At 38.6% G+C, this 21,430-nt stretch carries 16 protein-coding genes and 1 riboswitch; of the genes, 9 read left to right on the forward strand and 7 right to left on the reverse strand.

Translation table 11 applies throughout. From position 1 onward, the window contains the following. Positions 1–807 precede the first annotated feature (807 nt). Positions 808–1,830 carry a GGDEF domain-containing protein gene (locus I6F45_RS15190; RefSeq protein ID WP_231609677.1) on the forward strand — a complete coding sequence of 341 codons (1,023 nt, stop codon included), beginning with the start codon at positions 808–810 and terminating at the stop codon, positions 1,828–1,830. 371 nt (positions 1,831–2,201) lie between these two features. Here I6F45_RS15190 and recN read toward each other — a convergent pair whose 3' ends face one another. The 3 genes from recN to nadK form a co-directional block, all read right to left on the reverse strand. Then, positions 2,202–3,875 (reverse strand): DNA repair protein RecN, encoded by a 1,674-nt coding sequence (gene recN, locus I6F45_RS15195; protein WP_197160980.1) that lies wholly within the window; start codon positions 3,873–3,875, stop codon positions 2,202–2,204. A 75-nt stretch (positions 3,876–3,950) separates the two neighbouring features. Further along, positions 3,951–4,508, reverse strand: coding sequence for a hypothetical protein (locus I6F45_RS15200; protein ID WP_007584558.1), 558 nt, complete (start codon positions 4,506–4,508; stop codon positions 3,951–3,953). Positions 4,509–4,851: 343 nt separating this feature from the next. Then, on the reverse strand, positions 4,852–5,736 hold the full coding sequence (nadK, locus tag I6F45_RS15205) for an NAD(+) kinase (protein WP_004335384.1): 885 nt from the start codon (positions 5,734–5,736) through the stop codon (positions 4,852–4,854). A gap of 154 nt (positions 5,737–5,890) precedes the next feature. Here nadK and I6F45_RS15210 point away from each other — a divergent pair, with 154 nt between their 5' ends. Both I6F45_RS15210 and grpE read left to right on the forward strand, forming a co-directional pair. Next, complete coding sequence (locus I6F45_RS15210; protein WP_024590838.1) at positions 5,891–6,856, forward strand: HrcA family transcriptional regulator; 966 nt, start codon at positions 5,891–5,893, stop codon at positions 6,854–6,856. A 58-nt stretch (positions 6,857–6,914) separates the two neighbouring features. Then, positions 6,915–7,526, forward strand: coding sequence for a nucleotide exchange factor GrpE (grpE, locus tag I6F45_RS15215; protein WP_007375833.1), 612 nt, complete (start codon positions 6,915–6,917; stop codon positions 7,524–7,526). Between the two features lie 34 nt (positions 7,527–7,560). Here the strand turns inward: grpE and I6F45_RS15220 are convergent, their stop codons facing one another. Continuing rightward, positions 7,561–8,763: a Bcr/CflA family efflux MFS transporter gene (locus I6F45_RS15220; RefSeq protein ID WP_010553412.1), complete on the reverse strand. Its 1,203-nt coding sequence runs from the start codon at positions 8,761–8,763 to the stop codon at positions 7,561–7,563. 197 nt (positions 8,764–8,960) lie between these two features. Here I6F45_RS15220 and I6F45_RS15225 point away from each other — a divergent pair, with 197 nt between their 5' ends. Further along, the gene (locus I6F45_RS15225; RefSeq protein WP_010553413.1) at positions 8,961–9,758 is read left to right on the forward strand and encodes a M48 family metallopeptidase; all 798 of its coding nucleotides are present in this window, start codon (positions 8,961–8,963) and stop codon (positions 9,756–9,758) included. A 234-nt stretch (positions 9,759–9,992) separates the two neighbouring features. Here the strand turns inward: I6F45_RS15225 and I6F45_RS15230 are convergent, their stop codons facing one another. The 3 genes from I6F45_RS15230 to I6F45_RS15240 form a co-directional block, all read right to left on the reverse strand. Further along, positions 9,993–11,009 carry an alpha/beta fold hydrolase gene (locus I6F45_RS15230; RefSeq protein ID WP_197118865.1) on the reverse strand — a complete coding sequence of 339 codons (1,017 nt, stop codon included), beginning with the start codon at positions 11,007–11,009 and terminating at the stop codon, positions 9,993–9,995. A gap of 174 nt (positions 11,010–11,183) precedes the next feature. Further along, a complete protein-coding gene (locus I6F45_RS15235; protein ID WP_197118864.1) occupies positions 11,184–11,972 on the reverse strand; it encodes a nucleoside-binding protein in 789 nt (262 codons plus the stop codon). A gap of 133 nt (positions 11,973–12,105) precedes the next feature. Beyond that, positions 12,106–13,419: a Na+/H+ antiporter NhaC family protein gene (locus I6F45_RS15240; protein ID WP_197118901.1), complete on the reverse strand. Its 1,314-nt coding sequence runs from the start codon at positions 13,417–13,419 to the stop codon at positions 12,106–12,108. A 363-nt stretch (positions 13,420–13,782) separates the two neighbouring features. Between I6F45_RS15240 and dapB the strand changes: the two genes are divergently transcribed. From dapB to I6F45_RS15265, 5 genes are all read left to right on the forward strand, one after another. Next, positions 13,783–14,586: a 4-hydroxy-tetrahydrodipicolinate reductase gene (gene dapB, locus I6F45_RS15245; RefSeq protein ID WP_165741050.1), complete on the forward strand. Its 804-nt coding sequence runs from the start codon at positions 13,783–13,785 to the stop codon at positions 14,584–14,586. Between the two features lie 362 nt (positions 14,587–14,948). Next, complete coding sequence (gene carA / locus I6F45_RS15250) at positions 14,949–16,085, forward strand: glutamine-hydrolyzing carbamoyl-phosphate synthase small subunit (protein ID WP_165741051.1); 1,137 nt, start codon at positions 14,949–14,951, stop codon at positions 16,083–16,085. Between the two features lie 16 nt (positions 16,086–16,101). Next, positions 16,102–19,320, forward strand: a complete 3,219-nt coding sequence (gene carB, locus I6F45_RS15255) for a carbamoyl-phosphate synthase large subunit (RefSeq protein WP_121955296.1) — start codon at positions 16,102–16,104, stop codon at positions 19,318–19,320. A gap of 48 nt (positions 19,321–19,368) precedes the next feature. Further along, positions 19,369–19,845 carry a transcription elongation factor GreA gene (greA, locus tag I6F45_RS15260; protein WP_010553419.1) on the forward strand — a complete coding sequence of 159 codons (477 nt, stop codon included), beginning with the start codon at positions 19,369–19,371 and terminating at the stop codon, positions 19,843–19,845. Positions 19,846–20,086: 241 nt separating this feature from the next. After that, the gene (locus tag I6F45_RS15265; protein ID WP_024590847.1) at positions 20,087–21,145 is read left to right on the forward strand and encodes a S66 family peptidase; all 1,059 of its coding nucleotides are present in this window, start codon (positions 20,087–20,089) and stop codon (positions 21,143–21,145) included. A gap of 80 nt (positions 21,146–21,225) precedes the next feature. Beyond that, a riboswitch (FMN riboswitch) is annotated at positions 21,226–21,392 on the forward strand. Positions 21,393–21,430: the final 38 nt, after the last annotated feature.

The following is a 21,430-nucleotide window of genomic DNA, read 5'->3' on the forward strand; positions in this document are numbered from 1 at the left end:
ACCTTTTGTATGGCTTTCTTGAACAACACCTTTTGTTAGTAACTTCATGTAGAAACCTTATATAGTAACTTTCAAAGAAACTGCTTTGCCATTATGGGTTGTTCTTTATAAGCCAAATGCGATTTCTTTAGGTATCTACTAAGCGGCTTTCAGGACTCGTTTCATATATATAAACGTTATCGACACTTCTTTCTTCTATGTCGTTTATATACTCTAATACCAATTCGCTTAATTAAGTGATCTATTTTGAGATAACAAAATTATGTCGATAATGAGGCTAAAGTTTCGCTACTTAGGTGTTCTCGGCAATTACCTCTACATTGCTTTGTATTCATGCAGTCGTATCTCGAAAGTTTTAACGCAGTTAGCGCCAAGTTCAATCCTTGAAATTGATTGAGTATTATCGCGGATTTGTATAGTGCGTGTATTTTTTGTAGCGGCACTTTTATTGATTAATGTGTTGTTGACTCGGTCCAGGCACAATTCATAGAATAGTTACTACCATCTTTAACTGTGCAGGTTTATATTATTTTTTGACTACCAGTCAGTTCGATTATTGCAGGAATAAAAGGGCGTACTTATATAATTTAGCAAATGGTATTAGTGCCAAGCAATTTAATATCGTAAAAATGTACTTACCTGAGATAAATGCAAGAGGCTAAAAATATGTGCACAATTGTCAGTGCTAATTACTAACCTTAATAGTTGATTTAAATATAAAGTAGGTTCATTATTGCACGCTGTTTACGGTTTGCTTACTTTATATCTATAAGTTTGCTTTTATACATTAATAAATAAATAGAAATTATGTACGAATATTCAAACAATTTAGAAAGGAAGCTCATTGTTCGGTTCTTTTCCTCAATAGGCTTTATAGCAACGTTTTCGATGGCTAGCTTAGCATTTATTAACAGCAGCTATTTATTAGCATTTACTTTGGTTGTTTCTTCGTTTGTTTACTTATCTGCGTTTAATATAGGTAGAGGTGTAGAGAAGTCTGCAACTGTAATTTTATATAACCTGTATGCACTTATGTTTTATCTTGTACTTACAGGAGGAGCACAAGGTACAGGGCCTATATGGATATTTATAGTGTCTCCTGTTACTTATTCAATTCGAGGGCTTAAACGAGGGACGTTTGATATTGTTTTATTTTTATCGGCAATTGTTCTCGGTTTCTATTGCGCTGATACATTTAATATATATGACTACAATCCTGAGCAGTTTCCAGTCAGAATCATACTCGCTTTTATAATTGTTGCATCGCTGAGTGGTTATTACGAATTTTCAAGAGAAAAATACAGCAGTAAATTAATTGCTTTAAGCCAAAAAAATGAATTTTTAGCAACTATAGATCCACTCACTAATCTGCCAAACCGTCGTTTCACTATGAATAAGCTTATAGCTTTTAAAAATGAGCTTAAAAATAATAATATTCCGTTTGTAATATTATTAGCTGATGTAGATAATTTTAAAAAAATTAATGATCAATTCGGCCATGATTTTGGCGATGAAGCTCTTATCCATTTAGCCAAAACATTTGAAAATAATATTCCGCAAAATGCGATTGCTTCACGTTGGGGCGGTGAGGAGTTTTTAATTGTGATTCCAAATGTAACCGTTGATGATGGCGAGCTCGTTGCAGAAAAAATCCATAATGCCCTTAAAGCTTCAGCTGTAAGCTTATTTTCAGATAGTGTAAATATAACGCTAAGCATTGGCATCACAGCTGCAAACGCTGAACGCTCAATTGACCTAGATATTAAGCATGCTGATGAACTACTTTATAAAGCAAAAGAGCAAGGTAAAAACAGAACGTGCTCTTTTTAAATGTTTATTTACTTTAATCCATTGAAAACGAATCAAGGGATGGCCTTATTTTAGCCTTTCTACGTTTTAAGCTCATGTAGCATATTACAATACACGCAATCTGCATTGTAATTAAAACCCAATAACTAACACCTAAATCACTTAGTCCATTTATTTTTTCGCTAGTAAAGTAATAGGCCACAACGATTAGTTGAAAAACTAAAAAGCTATTTAAAAACTTAAATAAACGTTGTTTAAAACAAGTATGTTTATATTTACTAAATATAATTAAACAGGTGCTTAGTACTAATAACAACCAACTTAAAATTATACAAAAATCAACTAAAGTACTGTGCATTATTTAATCCTTGAAGACGTTATTTACTAACACATTAGGCGTGAGCCATTATTAGTTCTTTAGCATTTGCTTTAGCTGTTTTGCTTATGTTATCGCCGCCAAGTAAACGGGCTATTTCATTAATACGGCCATCTTTATTTAAAGGCAGCATATGAGTAAACGTTTCGCCTTGTGCTATTTCTTTAGCTACAAAAAATTGCTGATGTGCACTACTGGCAACTTGCGGTAAATGAGTAACACAAATTACTTGAGTTGATTTACCTAATTGGCGTAATAACTTACCTACAGCAGATGCCGTTGGGCCAGAAATACCTACATCAACTTCATCAAAAATAAGCGTTGGGGTTGTTACTTTTTGGGCAATAATTACCTGTATAGCAAGACTTATACGAGAAAGCTCACCACCTGATGCTACTTTAGCTAATGGTTGAAGTGGTTGTCCCGGATTAGTTGATACTAAAAACGAGACATTATCAAAGCCTAGGCTGTTTGGTGTACGATTACTCTCTTGAGTTAAGGCTATTTCAAAAACACCGTTTTCCATTGATAAGTTAGCCATGCTTTCACTTATTAGTGTGTTAAGTGTATTAGCATACTCGCAGCGGCTTTTACTTAATTCATCAGCAGTTTGCTTGTAACTAAGTAACGCGCTTTCTATTTCTGACTCAAGCTGCTCCAGACGATTACTATTATTACTTATTGACTCAAGTTCTTGAGCAATCGATTGATGAAACTCAACTAACTGCTGTGGTTTTATATGATGCTTACGCGCTAAATCCATCGCTCCACTTAGCCTATTTTCTACTTCAACTAAGCGTGCCGGGTCTAAATCTGCTTGCTCAGTGTAATTGCGCACTTCGCGGCTTGCTTCTTCAACTTGTACAGCGGCTTCGCTAAGCATAGCAGCTACGCTTGCTAAACTTTCGTCATATTGAGCCAGTTCGGTAAATTGTTGAGCGCTGTGCTGTAGTAATGAGCAAGCGTTTTGCTCATCACTTTCATATAAGTGTTGTAACTCACGTTGGCACGATTCTAATATTGTTTGGCTATTGCTTAGTTTGTAATGCTCAGCCTCAATTAAATCAAACTCATTTTCTTGTAATGCAAATTCATCAAGCTCGGCAACTTGATACTCTAACAATTGTTTTTGCGCTGCTTGTTGCTGCTGTTGTTGTTCTAAGTGTTTAAATTCTTTTTGTAAGTTAGCAAACTGTTTATAGTTTTTATTTACTGAGTTTACTAAGTGGTGATGCCCTGCATAGGCATCTAAAAGCTGTAACTGATGCTCAGCTTTTAATAAATATTGGTGGGCATGTTGTCCATGAATAGATATTAAATATTGACCAAGTTCTTTTAATTGTGATGCGGTAACTGCACTACCATTAATATAGCTTTTACTACGGCCATTTTTACAAACAACACGACGTAATAAGCACTCGTTGTCAGAAGTGCTTAGCATATGTTGCTCTAAAAATGCTTGAGCAAGCGGTAGAACTGTTAAGTCAAATTGTGCACATACTTCTGCTTTATCAGAGCTTGGGCGAACTGCTGATGCTTCAGCGCGCTCACCTAAGCATAGCGATAAGGCATCAATAGCAATAGATTTACCAGCACCTGTCTCACCTGTGATCGCAGTCATACCGCTGCGCCATTCTGTGCTTAAATTACTTACGATTGCAAAATTTTTAACTTCTAAACCAATTAACATACTGTTTATCCATCCAGTCAATTAACTGTTAATTTATACAGTGTTTTGGTTTTTTGCAAATTAATTTTTTATTATTTAAGCAACACTTACATCTTGAGTAAACTGTGTATCGGAAGTTTGGGAAGATGCATCAATTTGATCATCAACAATATCAGTAGGTTGTATACTCTCTTCGGTTTTAAGCAGAGCAATGAGGGGAGGTAATGTATTAATATAAAAACTCTTATTGTATAAAATGCCTTGCTGGGGCAACTCAGATACAAAGTACTGTATATTATCAATCAATGGTTGAATTATATTTGTTTGATTGATTTTAATTAACTCGTTGGACAACGTATTAATTAGTAGGTCGGCGGTATCTTCAAGCTGTTGCAAGTTCTCGTCTGTATGTGATTGAACAACAAAAAAATTATTTACAATAGCTTGAATGCGAGGAACGTATTTTGGGCGAATTATTTTAGCATCAAGTAGATCATTAAGCTTTGCTTTAAGGCGCGTATTTACATGCGAAACACGTTCATTAAATAGCTTTTTTCTAGCTTCTATCGCTTTTTTACGGTTACTCTCAATTTTGAGGTAACTGTATAAAAGTGTAATTAATAGCAGTAAAGCAAAGAATACTACATAAGTCATTGCTACTCGTTCCTAAATTAGTTGATTATTATTTTAAGTCGCCATTTTGCTTTATAGTACCAAATTTGGCAATAAGAATAGGGCGTGTTGACCTTTCAGGATTAAGATTTGTTCAATCTAGGGGCGATTTAATCGCGGCGAGAGGTTTGAAACCTAGTGGGCTAAGTAAAAACCGAACAACAAAGAGTCAATCGCCCCTAGAAAGAACCCTTAGGGCAGCGCATGTTTGGCCTTTATGCTGTGTTATCGCCTATTTATGGGGAATAACCACACTACATAGGCTCTGCCTTGCCTAAATACCAAATATACAGCTGCAAATTTAACCTCGAAAGATAAACAGGTCCTAGTACAAACGACTACCCCAATTCAGTTTTGTACGTAAAACGTTGTAGTAAGAGTAATTTTTTGGATGAATTAAGCGCAATTGTTTATCGGCTTTTTTAATTACTACCTCATCGCCGGGTAATACGGCTAGCACTACGTGGCTGTCGCAGCTTACCTGTAGGCTATCTGTATTTTCTAGGCTTAGCTTTAAACGAACTTCATTATCGGCATCTACCACTAAAGGTCTGCTAGATAAGGTATGAGGAAACATAGGTACTAACGATATAGCATTTAGTTCTGGCGTTAATATTGGACCGCCACCTGAAAGTGAATACGCCGTAGAGCCTGTCGGGGTTGATACTATTAAACCATCGGAGCGCTGAGAAAACACAAAGTCATTATTTATAAAAGCTTCAAATTCAATCATGTGCGCTACTTTATCGGCATGAAGTACCGCTTCGTTAACGGCTGAGTTTGCACTTTTTAATTCGTTGTGGCGATATACTTCTACTTCTAATAAAAAACGTTTTTCTTCAAGATACTCACCACTGAGTACTTGCTCTAAGCTCGCTTCAAACCCTTCGGGGTTTAAATCAGTTAAAAAGCCAAGGTTGCCTCTATTTACACCAATTACAGCAATGTTAAAGCGCGCAAGTACGCGAGCTGCGCCAAGCATGTTACCGTCACCGCCTACAACAATGGCTAAATCGGCTTGTTCACCTAAGTCGACTAACTTAACAAGTTTGTCATGCGGAATATCGTCTAACTGACTCCCTGTGCGTTTTTCTACTATTACCTCAAAGCCAAGCGCAAGTAAAAAGGTATGTAAACGCTGCAGAGTAGCCGCTGCTCCCGGATGATTAGGTTTGCCAATTAGGCCTATGGTGTTAAAAGGAGAGTCCATAATGTACGCACAAAGAGATTTAATAATTGTAGAGTAACTCAAAACAGAAGTGTTTGAAAATACAGATTATAGCAATATTATAAACCATCAGTTTTATTCACTGTGAGTTAGCCGCACGACTTGAAAAAGAACTAAACGCCCCGATATCTCTTTCATGCAACAAGATGTAGATACCATGAAACTAAACCCACGAGATCAGCAAATTTTTTCAGCTGTTATGAACATGTACTGTAATGGTGAAGGCTTGCCTGTTCCATCAACAAAAATTGCCAAGCTCAAAGGCATGGCTGTGTGTTCGGCTACGGTTCGTAATGCTATGGCTCGCTTAGAAAAAGTGGGCTTATTGTATTCACCTCATACATCCGCAGGGCGAGTGCCGACAAATGAAGGGTTTGATTATTGGTTTGACGAATTTTTTGTGCTTGCTGATATTGCTAATTATTGGCAACCACAGCAGTCACAACTCGTTGAGCTAGCGCATGGTTTGAGCCAAAAATACCAAGTATGTTGTTGTGTTGGTTTACCTCAAGCCAGTTCACAGCAAGTGTTTAGAGTAGAAGTGCTTGATTTTGATTCTACCGACTGGCTTATTTTATTAATAGATAGGGCAGGGCAGAGTCACAATATTTGTATTGATAAACCTCATGATTCGTCAGACTCTGTTCGTTATCAATTTGCCACTTGGTTGAACACTGTATTTAGCCAACAAACCTTAATGGAAGGTTTGTACCGTATGCAAGCTATGGCAAATACAGCGCCTCGAAATTGTCATGATTCGCTTAATCAATGGACGCGACAACTAAGCCAAAAATTAGGCTCAGATAATAGTATTGTTGTTGGTGAAAATTACCTCTACAAACAAATCGATTGCGAACAAAGTTTAAATATTGGTGTTTCGTTTTTAAATTATGTAGAAGATAAGCTTGCTTTTAAAAATGGTGTATCGGTACTTAATAGCGAAAAATTACCTTTTACTGAGTGCGATGAATTAATTGTAATAAGCGTGCCGTACTTTAAAAATCAAGAATATCAAAGCCGTTTTTGTATAATTTGTCCTAAATCAGCGCAGATTGAAGAAATAATTCAAGAATTTAAATTAATTGAGGCATCTAACTCTTGAATCTTTTTATTCAATCCCCATAATTACCGCAGTTGTAAAGAATTGGAGCACGTATTTTATGTCTGAGCAGACACAAAACCCTGAGCAAGAAGTAGAATTAAACGAAGAAATTTCTAAAATGCAGGCTGATGTAGAAGCAGCAGTAGAAGCCGCTGATCAGCATGCAGAACAAGAACAAAGCCCTGAAGCAGAAATTGCGATGTTATATGCAGAGCTTGAAGCTGCAAAGCAAACAATTGCTGATCAAAAAGACGGTGTTGTTCGTGCCGCAGCAGATGTAGATAATATTCGTCGTCGTGCAGCACAAGATGTAGAAAAAGCGCATAAATTTGCACTAGAAAAATTTGCTAACGAATTACTACCTGTAATTGATAACCTTGAACGTGCTATTGAATTTTCTGATAAAGAAAATGAGACACTAAAGCCGTTGCTTGAAGGTATCGATATGACGGTTAAGAGCTTTAATGACGCTGTTTCTAAATTTGGTGTTGAAATTGTAAACCCACAAGGTGAGCAGTTTAATCCAGATTTTCATCAAGCAATGTCAATCCAACCAAGTAACGATGTAACACCTAATACAGTACTTGCTGTTATGCAAAAAGGTTACACATTGAATGGTCGTTTATTACGCCCTGCAATGGTTATGGTTTCTAAAGCTGCTGACGCTTAATTAATTTAAGGTTATTAGCTTTGATAAAAATGCCTCATATTGAGGCATTTTTTTTGTCTTTTTTATAGTGAATTAGCTGTACGAGCATAGTGAGTAATACAGCACTAAACATTAAACTTGAAAATGGCACTGCGCTTTTTGCGTGCATAATGGCGAGTAGCGGGCCAACTAATGCACCACTACCAAAACGAAGTGTGCCAATTACGGCCGTTGCTGTACCTGTGTTTCTTTCAAACTTCATTAATATTAGCGAATCAGCATTACTTGCAGTGACACCTAAACTCATCATTAATGGCGCAATAGCAGCCACAATATAATAAAGTGATAAGTGCAATAAGCTAAATGTTAACAGCGCAAGCCCCGATACAAACCCACATACAAGCCCAATATAGAGCATTTTTCGAGAGCCCAGCCTTGGTACAATTCGCGTATTTAAAAAGTTACCAAACATAAGCGCCATTACATTAAACGCAAATAACACACCAAATAACTGTTCTGATACTTCATATAAATCTAAATAAATAAATGGTACTGAGGTCAAAAAGCAAAAAAATCCAAACGATACAAACATAGAACTGAGTATATCCGCACGTGCGTCTTTATTACTCAGTACTGTTTTATAGCTATCAAAAAATAGAGCGAGGCCTTTTTTCTCATTTTTATGAATAGGTATATCTATTAAATACACTTGTACAAACGCTAATATTAAAAAGCTATATCCAGCAAGAACCAAAAATATGGTTGACCAAACAGAAAATCCTAAAATAAACGAACCAACAGAGGGGGCTACTAACGGTGCTACCATCATGATCATCGACACATACGACATTCCCTTAGCTGTATTTTGCTGATAAATATGGCGAATAATACCCGGTACGACTACGGTTGCTGCCGCTCCGGTAAATGCTTGCACTGCTCTAAGAGTCCAAAACGCATGGATTTCGGTTGTAAATGCGAGTGCAAGTGAGCTTGCGCCAAATAGGGTTAAGCCAATACGTGCGAGCTTACGGCGGCCAATTTGATCGGCAATAGGGCCAAAAAATAACATCCCCAATGAATAACCCGCTAAGTAAATACTCAACGATATTTGTACATTTGGCATATTAGTTTGTAAATCGCTTGCAATTACCAGCATGGCGGGCAAATACATATCAATAGCCAAAGGAGTAATCGCCACGATACTGGCTAATAAAGGCAATAAAATACGGGTATTAAAAGACGAGGCTGAGGCGTCCATGTGTAAACTCAACAATCACTAAAAACAAGGGCTATAGTGTAACAGGGCATTGTATTTGGATAAACTTAGTTTGCCTGCTAAGTTTATCGTCTTATCGCATCCTTTTAATATAAAGGTATATAAAGCAAATATTTTAAATTGGTACTGTGTTTGCTATTCTACAAGCAATAAAAAATTCATTACTTAAGAGAATTATCATGAAAAAACTAGTACTTGCAGTATTAGCGACAGCCGTTTTAGTCGGTTGTAAAACGTCACCAACAGGACGCACTCAAATAGCGCTTTACTCAGATCAACAAATGAGTGAAATGGGCACTGCTAGTTTTGCAGATATGAAAAAAAGCCAACCAATTAATAAAGATGCAAAAACAAATGCATATGTAAATTGCATTGCTGAAAAAGTAGTGGCTGTATTACCAAAAGAATACGCGTCGCAAAATTGGGAAGTAGTTGTATTTGAAGATGAATCTGCTAATGCATTTGCACTACCTGGTGGTTACATTGGGGTGCATACAGGCTTATTAAAAATAGCCACCAATCAAGACCAACTAGCAACAGTGCTAGGGCACGAAGTAGGGCACGTAATTGCTGAGCATTCTAATGAACGTGTTTCACAAAGCTCTATTTTAGATACCGGTATGCAACTTGGTAGTGCAGCACTTGAAATGGGTAACATTCAATACCGTAATGAAATTATGCAGGGTCTAGGCTTAGGCGCACAGTATGGTGTTGTTTTGCCATTTAGCCGTTCGCACGAGTCAGAAGCTGATGAAATTGGCTTAGATTTAATGGCTGAAGCAGGCTTTAATCCACAAGAATCAGTAACCCTTTGGCAAAATATGAGTGCAGCAGGTAGTGGTACAACACCTGAGTTTTTATCAACTCACCCAGCGCCAAGCAGTCGTATTAAAGACTTACAAGCACAAATGAGTAAAGCACTTAGTGAGCAAAGTACAGCTAAAGCACAGGGTAAAAACCCACAATGTAAGCTGTAATACCAACCTGCATAAATCTTTGATCAATTTAACGAATTAAATTGCACTATAATGTCGTTAAAAATTTTTTATTTAGAACAACTAGATACAAAAATTTTTGCCTAGTTCTAGCGTAATTTTCTTAACGTTAAATAGACCCCATATATAAGCAGATTGGTATAATTTAGTTTAATTACTAAATAAAAACCCCTGTGAGTAATTACTTACAGGGGTTTTTGTATTCAGTACTCACCTTTATTTAGTTGTAAGCGCTTTTTGTAATACATTTTTAAAGCGTTCAAAATCTTCAATGTGCGGCAGGTGCCCTAAGTTATCTAGTTCGAATAATTGTGCGTCAGGAATAAGTGATGCAGCATGTTTACCTAACTTATCGTATCGACCAAGCTCGTAATCAACATCCTCTTTTTTCCAGTTACGGCCTGGACCGGTTCTATCGCGTGTACCAATAATTAATTTAACCGGCACAGTTAAATCTTTAAATTCGGTTATTACAGGTTGAGTGAAAATCATATCGTATGTTTTTGCATTCACCCATGCCATTTGTTCTTTATCTGGGCCTTGTATTTGCCCTGTTATAAAGTCAGTTAAGGCTGAATATGTTGTATTCCACTTACCATCGTAGTAATTTTTTTGCTGATATTTTTTTACACCTTCCGGTGTTTTTGAAAGCTCGTTTTTATAGAAAAAATTAGTATCTTTATAATCAACATACTGCAAGTAGTTTTCAAGCCCAATAGGGTTTAATAAAATTAGCTTTTTAGTGGCGTTTGGGTACATTAATACAAAACGACTCGCTAGCATCCCGCCCATAGAGTGCCCAAGTACAATCGACTCTTTAATATTAAGTGAATCTATTAACGCGTGAGTATGATGAGCAAGCGTCGCAAACGAATACTGGTAATTAGTTGGCTTAGACGACTTGCCAAAACCAATTTGATCAGGGATTAATACCCCATAACCTAAAGATTGCAGGTATTGCGCAGTTGTAGTCCAGTAGTCGGCGTTAAAATTTTTGCCATGCATAAGTGTAACTGTAGGCATATCGGCTTTAGTTGGCTTTAAGTAAATATAAGCCATTTTTAATGATTGTTTTTGCGACTCAAGTGCAAAGTAATTTACCTTAAAATCGTATTCGTAATTGCTTAATAGTGCATCATAAGAAAGGGCGGATGTATCTTGAGAAGGGCCAGCTAAGGCATTGTTTGTTAGTACTAATAAAGTAGAGAAACAAATAACTTTAATCGACGACATTCAGTAACTCCTATTAAAGGCGAGCGCTTGGCTTAAAAGTTGGCTTAAAAAGAAGTACAACAATAACTAAGTATTTAAACCTGTTCAATTGAATGTTTTAGGTTAACCAAAAAAGCGGAGCTAAAAGTATAGCTCCGCTTAAAATTCATATTATTTAAAATGGATACGAGGTGTTTAAAAAGTCCACTCAACATGTATTTGCGGAACCGATTCAGTGACTTCAGTACCTAGTTTATTGTGCCAGTACTGAAGCTCCATACCCAATAGGAGTGTGTTTTCTTTCATTTGAAGAGAGTGGCCCATATCCCACACTAAAATAGGCTGTGCGAGTATCCAAGCTTCTACATCGTTGCCAAACTCATCTTCACGCTCAGCAATGTACTCAGCGTGGCCTTTAAAGCTAAACTTTTGCGAGCCAATGGTAAAAGGGTATTCAAACGCTACATCAAGCATCCAGCTATTTGTTTCAATAGGTGCGCCGCCTTTAGCCACACCTTCACTGTCATCAATGTAGGCAGTTACTAAAGTTTGAAAAAAGTTAAACCCAGGTACATCCCAGCTTAATTTTACACCTGGTAGATACTTCATTACTTTTGCATCACCAGCAACGTTAATACCGCCCGTTAAGCCAACATCTAATAATGCGCCAGAGCCAATTTGCTTACCAGTAATGGCAGACAAGCTAACGGTTGAGTACCACTCCCCATAAAAGTCACTATCTTGGTAGCCATCAGTTGTATCGTCTTTACTGTAATCAATAAAAAAGAAGTTATCGCCGTAGTCATGACCAGAGGCATGTTGGATTGAATACACAGTAGTATCAGACTCTTGCTTAGAAAATGGATTTTTTTGGCTACCATTATTTATATGTACTGCTGTACTGCTCCAATTGGCAGCAAAAGCAGATGATGATAAAGCAAGAGAAGTAAGGGTAATAAAAGGGAGTAATTTTTTAAATTTCATAACTGTTTAATAACTATAATTTTAGTGACACGCGGAAGCGAAGATTATAGCAGAAGAGATTGATTAGTTGATCGCTAATTTAACACATGTTGCAGCCTACTTAATAAGCTGCAACATGCACTAAATCAATTTATTATGCTTTATTACGACGTAAACAAATAATAGCAATTGCAGTAAAGGCTAAAATAAAGCAGTAATAAGAAGACGTTGATACTTCCCACGGACTAATTTTAAAGGTTGCACCTAACAATAGTGCTTGAGCGCCATAAGGCAGTGAGCCTTGCGTTACACAAGCAAAAATATCAAGTAAACTTGCAGAGCGTTTTCCGGTTATTTCACCGTCGTCGGCAAGCTTTTTAGCAATAGGGCCAGCAACAATAATAGATACGGTGTTATTAGCAATACACATATTACTTGTCATAACGAGTGCGGCAATACCTAATTGGTCGGCCACTTTACGATGCCATTTTGCAATGATTTTAGTAATTGCTTGAATTTTTTGAGCAATGTAATCAAGGCCACCATTAATACGAATGAATTCAGATAAGCCACCAATAAACATTGATAGTAAAAATATTTCCTGCATATCGGTAAAGCCTTTGTAAATATCTTTTACAAAGCTTGCGCCTTCATAGCTTCCTGTAAAGCCCATTAATGCAGCAAAAATAATACCGCTAAACAACACCACAAATACGTTTAGGCCAGCAACTGCTAACACTAAAATAAAGGCATACGGAAGTACTAACCAAATATCGTAATCCTTGGTTTCAACAACTTGCGCTGCGGGTGTTAAATAAAACAACAAGCCAATAGTTAGTATTGCAGCAGGGACTGCAATTTTAAGATTTTCTTTAAACTTATCTTTCATTTCACAGCCCTGTGTACGTGTGGCTGCAATAGTCGTGTCTGAAATAATTGATAAGTTATCGCCAAACATAGCGCCTGATACAATCGTACCTGCCATTAATGCTGGATCTATACCTGTTTTAATAGACACCGCATAAGCAATAGGGCCAATAGCACCAATTGTTCCCATGGAGGTGCCCATAGCTGTAGATACTACAGCAGCAATTAAAAATAATCCTGGGAGCAACAAAGCGGGAGGAATAAGTGATAAACCTGCATTTACTACCGCATCAACACCACCGGTTGCACTAGCCACGGCTGAAAACGCACCTGCAAGTAGGTAGATTAAACACATGGTTATAATATTATTGTGCCCAGCACCTTTAATAAAAGTATCAACGCATTCGTTTACCGTGCCCTTGTTTAAAATAAACGCAAGCATAATGGCGGGTAGTATAGCTACGGGAGCAGGAAGTTGATAAAAAGCGTAATCAACCCCTTGCGATTGCAAGTACAAACCAGAGCCTAAAAATAGTGCTACAAAGGTCAGTAGGGGAAGTAAAGAAAGTATAGCTTTGTTTTTATTAAATGATGGCTGCATCATATTCCTCGTAAACAGTTTAGTAATACAACAGCCAAAAACTCCTCTTTTAGCTGAATTTAGCGAGTCACTCTTATTTTATTAATTAAGAAGACCGCAGCGCCCGCAAGCCAAAGACCAAATCGACGCGAAAGAGAAGTTTAAATGTATAGATGGCTAAAGTAAACTGGTATTGTTATTATTATTAAATTAAAAGGTCACCTGACTATTGCATGACTTTTAGATAATATCTACAAAGTAACGCTATTTTCAGCGATTAATATTTGTCCAACTGCATAAAAATGCCCAAGCGCGTATTTGCAATGCTTCGGATATATACTCAGATTAGTAAAAAATGGATTTAAATTAAATTAGGTAAAAACAATGACTACAAATCGAATAGGCGTTTTTGGTGCTAATGGCAGAATGGGCTTAGCTCTATTAGAAGCAGCGACAATTAAAGAGCAAACACAACTTACAGGTGCATACGTTCGTGGTAGTTCATCGTTATTAGGCATTAATGTAAATCAAGTAAATAGCGCAGCCGACAACAGTGTTAGCTTTAGCGAAGAAACCACAATAGATAATGTAGATGTTTTAATCGACTTTACGCTTCCTGCAGGTATGAAAAATCATTTAAAAACCGCTGTAGCACAAAAAATTCCTATGGTTATTGGTACAACGGGTTTAACAACCGAGGATATGGTGCTACTGCACGATGCAGCCAAACATATTCCAATTGTATTTGCCCGAAACTACAGTGTTGGCGTAAATGTACTATTAAACCTAGTACAAACAGCGGCAACTAAGTTTGGTGACGACTTAGATATCGAAATATTTGAAGCGCATCATCGTCATAAAATAGATGCACCATCAGGCACAGCACTCGCCATTGGTGAATCAATTGCACAAGCTAAAGGCTGGGATCACGACGAAGTTGCTGTATACAACCGCAGCCAAGTGGAAACAGCTAAATCGCAAAATGAGATTGGTTATTCGGTACTAAGAGGGGGCGATATAGTAGGTGAACACACTGCATACTTCGCTACAATGGGCGAAAGGCTTGAATTAACCCACAAAGCAAGTTCAAGAATGACGTTCGCTCTAGGTGCTGTAAGGGCTGCAAGCTGGTTGAGAAACAAACCTGCAGGACTTTATGATATGCAAGATGTGCTAGATCTTAAGTAGTTTAGTTACTTTTTTAACTGTTTGGGTCTAATTTCACCTACAGTGACTTGTTTGTAACAATTTACTAAAAAGTGTTAGACCTAAATAGCAACTTCATGTAATATGCAGCCAATTTGCCAAAAATTACTAAATGCGTGTTTCCAATTATACCCAAATGGCTAGTAAATCCTGGGTTTCAGTGGGAATAAAAATAGTTTTAGGCAAGAAAAAATGATTGAAGGTTTAGCGTTTTATATCGGCATCATTTAAGACTGCGTAAAACTATTTAAGCTCACAAAAATCTAGTTTTGACGATCCCTCTGGGTATTGGCGGGGTGTTAAGCAATTGCTTACTCCCGTTTTTTACTGTTAGGAGGTTTAACTTGACTAAATCCGCTCTGTTAGTCCTAGAAGACGGCACAGTGTTTCGCGGTACTGCAATCGGCGCTGACGGCATGTCAGTCGGTGAAGTAGTATTCAATACGTCTATGACTGGTTATCAAGAAATTTTGACTGATCCATCATACGCGGAACAAATCGTAACTTTGACGTACCCACATATCGGTAATACGGGTACCAACAGCGAAGACGAAGAAGCGAATCAAATTTGGGCTAAAGGCCTAGTGATCCGTGATTTGCCACTGCTAGCAAGTAATTTTCGTAACGAGCAATCGTTAGATGATTACTTAAAAGAACGTAATATTTTAGGTATTGCGGACATCGACACCAGAAAGTTAACTCGAATTTTGCGTGATAAAGGCGCACAAAACGGGTGTATTATTGCTGGCGACGAGCTAGACGAAAGTAAAGCGCTACAAGCCGCGCAAGCCTTCCCAGGCTTAAAAGGTATGGATTTAGCAAAAGTTGTCTCAACCAAGGAAAATTTTGAGTGGCGCGAATCAAGCTGGACATTAGGCGAAGGATTTAAAACTCTTGATGCTGCTGATGAAAAGTTTCATGTTGTTACCTACGACTTCGGTGTAAAGCGTAATATTTTACGTATGCTTGTAGACCGTGGTTGTAAACTTACAGTAGTACCAGCGCAAACCTCTGCCGCTGACGTACTGGCTTTAAACCCTGATGGTATCTTCCTATCTAATGGCCCTGGCGATCCTGAGCCATGTACTTACGCTATTGATGCAATTAAAACCTTTTTAGAAACCGACACACCAATTTTTGGTATCTGTTTAGGTCATCAGTTATTAGCCCTTGCCTCAGGTGCTAAAACAGAAAAAATGAAATTTGGCCACCACGGCGCTAACCACCCAGTTAAAGACCTAGACCGCGATGTAGTTATGATCACAGCTCAAAACCATGGTTTTGCAGCGCAAGAGTCAAGCCTGCCAAGTACGCTTCGTGCCACGCACAAATCGTTATTTGACGGAACGCTTCAAGGTATTCATCGTACAGATAAACCTGCGTTTAGCTTCCAGGGTCACCCTGAAGCAAGCCCTGGTCCGCACGATGCAGCCCCATTATTTGACCACTTCATCGATTTGATGCAAGCGCGTAAACACTAATTTAACTGGAGTAATAATGCCAAAACGTACCGACATAAAAAGCATTCTTATCTTAGGCGCAGGCCCAATTGTAATTGGTCAAGCTTGTGAATTTGACTACTCTGGTGCTCAAGCGTGTAAAGCACTTAGAGAAGAAGGCTACAGAGTTATATTAGTTAACTCAAACCCTGCAACTATCATGACCGACCCTGATATGGCCGATGCAACATACATCGAACCAATTCACTGGGAAGTGGTAGAAAAAATTATTGAAAAAGAAAAGCCAGATGCAGTACTGCCTACAATGGGTGGTCAAACGGCATTAAACTGTGCGCTTGAACTAGACAAGCACGGTGTATTGGCTAAACATGGTGTTGAACTAATTGGTGCAACGGCTGATGCAATCGACAAAGCAGAAAACCGTGAACGCTTTGACGTAGCAATGAAAAATATTGGTCTTGAATGTCCTCGTGCTGAGATTGCTCACTCTATGGATGAAGCCAAAGACATCATAACGCGCATTGGTTTACCATGTATTATCAGGCCTTCTTTTACTATGGGCGGCACCGGTGGCGGTGTAGCGTATAACTTAGAAGAGTTTGAAGAAATTTGTGAACGTGGCTTAGATTTATCGCCAACGAACGAATTACTAATTGATGAATCACTGATTGGTTGGAAAGAGTACGAAACAGAAGTTGTACGTGATAAAAACGACAACTGTATTATTGTTTGTACCATTGAAAACTTTGACCCTATGGGTGTTCACACTGGCGATTCAATCACCGTTGCACCAGCGCAAACGCTAACCGACAAAGAATACCAAATTATGCGTAACGCCTCTATGGCAGTATTACGTGAAATTGGTGTAGAAACTGGCGGTTCTAACGTGCAGTTTGGTATTAATCCTGAAGATGGCCGTATGGTTATCATTGAGATGAACCCACGTGTATCACGTTCATCTGCATTAGCATCAAAAGCAACGGGTTTCCCAATTGCTAAAATTGCAGCAAAACTAGCAGTAGGTTATACGCTTGACGAGCTTCAAAACGACATTACTGGTGGCAAAACTCCCGCGTCTTTTGAGCCTTCAATCGATTACGTTGTTACAAAAATTCCTCGCTTTAACTTTGAAAAATTTGCCGGTGCAAACGACCGTTTAACTACGCAAATGAAATCAGTTGGCGAAGTAATGGCGATTGGTCGTAATCAACAAGAGTCATTACACAAAGCATTACGCGGTCTTGAAGTGGGCGCTACGGGATTTAACCCAATAGTGGCGCTTGATGACCCTAAAGCAAAAGAAAAAATCATCCGCGAACTACGCGAGCCAGGCGCTGAGCGTATTTGGTACATTGCCGATGCAATGCGCCATGGCATGAGCGTTGATGATGTTTACGAACTGACTAAAGTTAACCGTTGGTTCTTAGTACAAATAGAAGACATTTTAAAAGACGAAGCAAAAATAGCGAAAGTAGGCATGGCGGGTTTAAATGCTGACTTCCTACGTAAGCTTAAACGTAAAGGCTTTGCAGATCCGCGTATAGCAGAAATTGCAGGTGTATCTGAAGCTGAAATTCGTAAAAAGCGTCATTTATTAAATATTGTACCAGTATACAAACGTGTTGATACGTGTGCAGCTGAATTTAGCTCAGACACGGCTTACATGTATTCAACTTACGATGAAGAGTGTGAAGCTAACCCAACTGATCGTGATAAAATCATGGTTATTGGTGGCGGTCCTAACCGTATCGGTCAAGGTATTGAGTTTGATTACTGTTGTGTACATGCCTCGCTTGCGCTTCGCGAAGACGGCTATGAAACCATCATGGTTAACTGTAACCCTGAAACGGTTTCTACTGATTACGATACTTCGGATCGTTTATACTTCGAACCAATTACACTTGAAGACGTACTTGAGATTGTACGTGTTGAAAAGCCAAAAGGCGTTATCGTACAGTACGGTGGCCAAACACCACTTAAGCTAGCGCGAGAGCTTGAAGCGAATGGTGTACCAGTGATTGGTACTTCACCTGATGCGATTGACCGTGCAGAAGACCGCGAACGTTTCCAACAACTTGTTGAGCGTTTAAACTTACTTCAGCCAGAAAATGCAACAGTAACTTCAACCGAAGAAGCCTTACTTAAATCAGTTGAAATTGGCTTTCCATTAGTTGTACGCCCGTCGTACGTACTAGGTGGTCGTGCAATGGAAATTGTATACGACGAAGATGATTTACGTCGCTACATGACCGAAGCTGTACAAGCATCAAACGAAGCACCTGTATTACTGGACCGTTTCTTAGATAACGCGATTGAAGTTGACGTTGACGCAATTTGTGACGGCGAGCAAGTAATTATCGGCGGTATTATGGAGCACATTGAGCAAGCGGGTGTTCACTCGGGTGACTCAGCCTGTTCATTACCAGCACATTCTTTATCACAAGAAGTGCAAGATGTAATGCGCAAGCAAGTAACCGACATGGCGCTTGAACTTGGTGTTGTTGGCTTGATGAATACACAGTTTGCAGTAAAAGAAGACAAAGTGTACTTAATCGAAGTTAACCCGCGTGCTGCACGTACTGTACCGTTTGTATCAAAAGCAACCGGTGTGGCGCTTGCAAAAGTAGCTGCACGTTGTATGGCTGGTCAGTCTTTAGCAAGCCAAGGTATTACTAAAGAAGTGATCCCTCCTTACTACAGCGTTAAAGAAGTTGTTTTACCATTTGCTAAGTTTCAGGGTGTGGATCCAATCCGTGGTCCTGAGATGCGTTCAACAGGTGAAGTGATGGGTGTTGGTGATACTTTCGCCGAAGCATTCGCAAAAGCACAATTAGGTGCAAGCAACACTTTACCACGCGGTGGTCGCGCGCTATTATCTGTTCGTAATAGCGATAAGCCACGTATTGTTGAATTAGCCAAAATCATGACCGACTTAGGTTTTGAACTTGACGCAACTGGTGGCACGGCACAAGCTCTTGAAGAAGCTGGCATTGAAGTACGACGTGTAAACAAAGTATATGAAGGCCGCCCGCATATTCTTGATTATATCAAGAATAAAGAGTACAGCTATATCGTTAATACCACCGAAGGTCGCCAAGCGATCGAAGATTCGAAGGTGTTACGTCGTGGTGCATTGCAAAATAAAACCAACTATACGACAACCTTGAACGCGGCATTCGCTAACTGTACTGCTAATAAAGCAGATGACCGCAGCAAAGTGACGTCAGTTCAAGAGCTACATCTGCGATTGAACTAAGGAAATGTGCCAAGGCCAACTAGGGCCTTGGTGTTAAGTGAGAAAAGTATGCAATCAATTCCGATGACAGTTCGTGGCGCAGATTTACTGCGTAAAGAGCTTAACGAATTAAAAACAGTTACCCGTCCTAAAATCGTAAGTGATATTGCGGTTGCACGTGAACATGGTGACTTAAAAGAAAACGCTGAATACCACGCTGCGCGTGAGCAACAGGGTTTTTGTGAAGGGCGTATTCAAGAAATTGAAGCTAAACTTTCAAATGTTCAAATTATCGACGTAACTAAAATGCCAAATACCGGTAGAGTTATTTTTGGCACTACGGTAACTATTGTAAATATAGAAACCGATGCTGAAGTAAAATACCGTATTGTGGGCGATGACGAAGCAAATATTAAAAACAACTTAATATCTGTTAACTCACCGATTGCACGTGGCTTAATTGGTAAACAAATGGACGACGCAGTGTCTATTCAAACGCCAAAAGGTATTGTTGAGTTCGAAATCATTGAAGTTGAGTATCTTTAACGCATAACTCACTTTAACGTTTTTAAATAAAAACCGATGTAATTACATCGGTTTTTTTATGTCTGTAATTTAGCCTTTAATGGTAGGCGCGTTTGTACAGTATTCATATTATATAAATATGGTCTATGTTGGTATAGTAGGTACTTATATCAATTTATTAAAAACATGAGTATTTAGCGCATCAAATAACTCGCTGATTTAATGTAATTGGTATTAACGTATTCTCTAAAAAGGAAAATATATGGCTAATATACTTTACCCAGCGCCTTTAAAAGTAGGATCAAAAATAGCAATTTGTTCACTTTCATCAGGCCTTAAAGAAAAGTACCATGCACGGTTAGACATTGTTATTAATGGATTAAAACATCGAGGATATGATGTTGTTGAAGGAGAGTTTTTACGCCAAAGCAAACCGCATGGACAGCTTAACGCTAAAGCGCACGCACAGCAGTTAATGGGTTTTTTATTAGATGATGAGATAGATGCAATTATGCCTCCATTTGGTGGCGAGCTTGCAATGGAAATACTGCCCCTACTTGATTTTAATGCAATTAAAGAAGCAAAGCCTAAATGGTTAGTTGGGTTCTCTGATGTAAGCACCATTGCATGCGCACTCACGGCAAAATGCCAATGGGCAACACTACACAGCGCTAATCTTATGCAGTTACATCCTGACGAAAAAAGTCCTTATTGCCTGCAAATATTTGAAACACTAAGTTATGAAGCAGGTAGCAAATTTGAGCAAGCCCCGTCATCGCATTATCAAAAAAATAGACCTGATTACGTACAAAACCCAAATGCATTGTTTGAACACACAGAAGTTACTCAGTGGCAGTGTTTAAATTACTTTGATGCACGCACTATTGAAATGTCGGGTCGCTTATTTGGTGGCTGTTTAGATACAGTCGGCTTATTACTCGACTCTCCATTTTTGGCACTACATGAATTTAAAAAACACAGTGCACCCGAAGGGCTTATTTTATACCTAGAAAACTCAGAGTTGACGCCAACAACCGTTGCACGGTTTTTACTTTCATTAAAATTAGCAGGTATATTTGACGATATAAACGGTATTATTATTGGTCGCAGCGTGATCACTCAAGGTCAAGATGCTTCTTTTGATTACCGTCACGCGCTTGATGTTGCACTAGGTGGGTGTTTATTTCCTGTGATTATTGATGCCGATATTGGTCATGCTCCACCTAACTTAAATTTAGTAAACGGCGCTACTTGTACAATCACCGCTGACATAAATGAAGGTAAAGTAGTCAAAGCCTCATTAAATACCGAGCTTTGTTAGAAGTTTATTCACTTACCTTTGATAAGTAATTAAGTTAAAGGGTATAATAAGCCCGCTTTTATAGCGCTTTAGCTATAAAAGTACATTCTCAGGGCGGGGCGAAATTCCCCACCGGCGGTATGTCTAATGTTATTTATAACTTAGACGAGCCCGCGAGCGCTTTATTTAACCTAGGTTAAGTAAAGGTCAAGCAGATCTGGTGAGATGCCAGAGCCGACGGTTACAGTCCGGATGAAAGAGAATATGGCTTATTATACTAATACCAATTTTATTAAAGACACGATC

The organism is Pseudoalteromonas sp. SWYJZ19 (assembly GCF_015864375.1).
Lineage (GTDB): Bacteria > Pseudomonadota > Gammaproteobacteria > Enterobacterales > Alteromonadaceae > Pseudoalteromonas > Pseudoalteromonas arctica.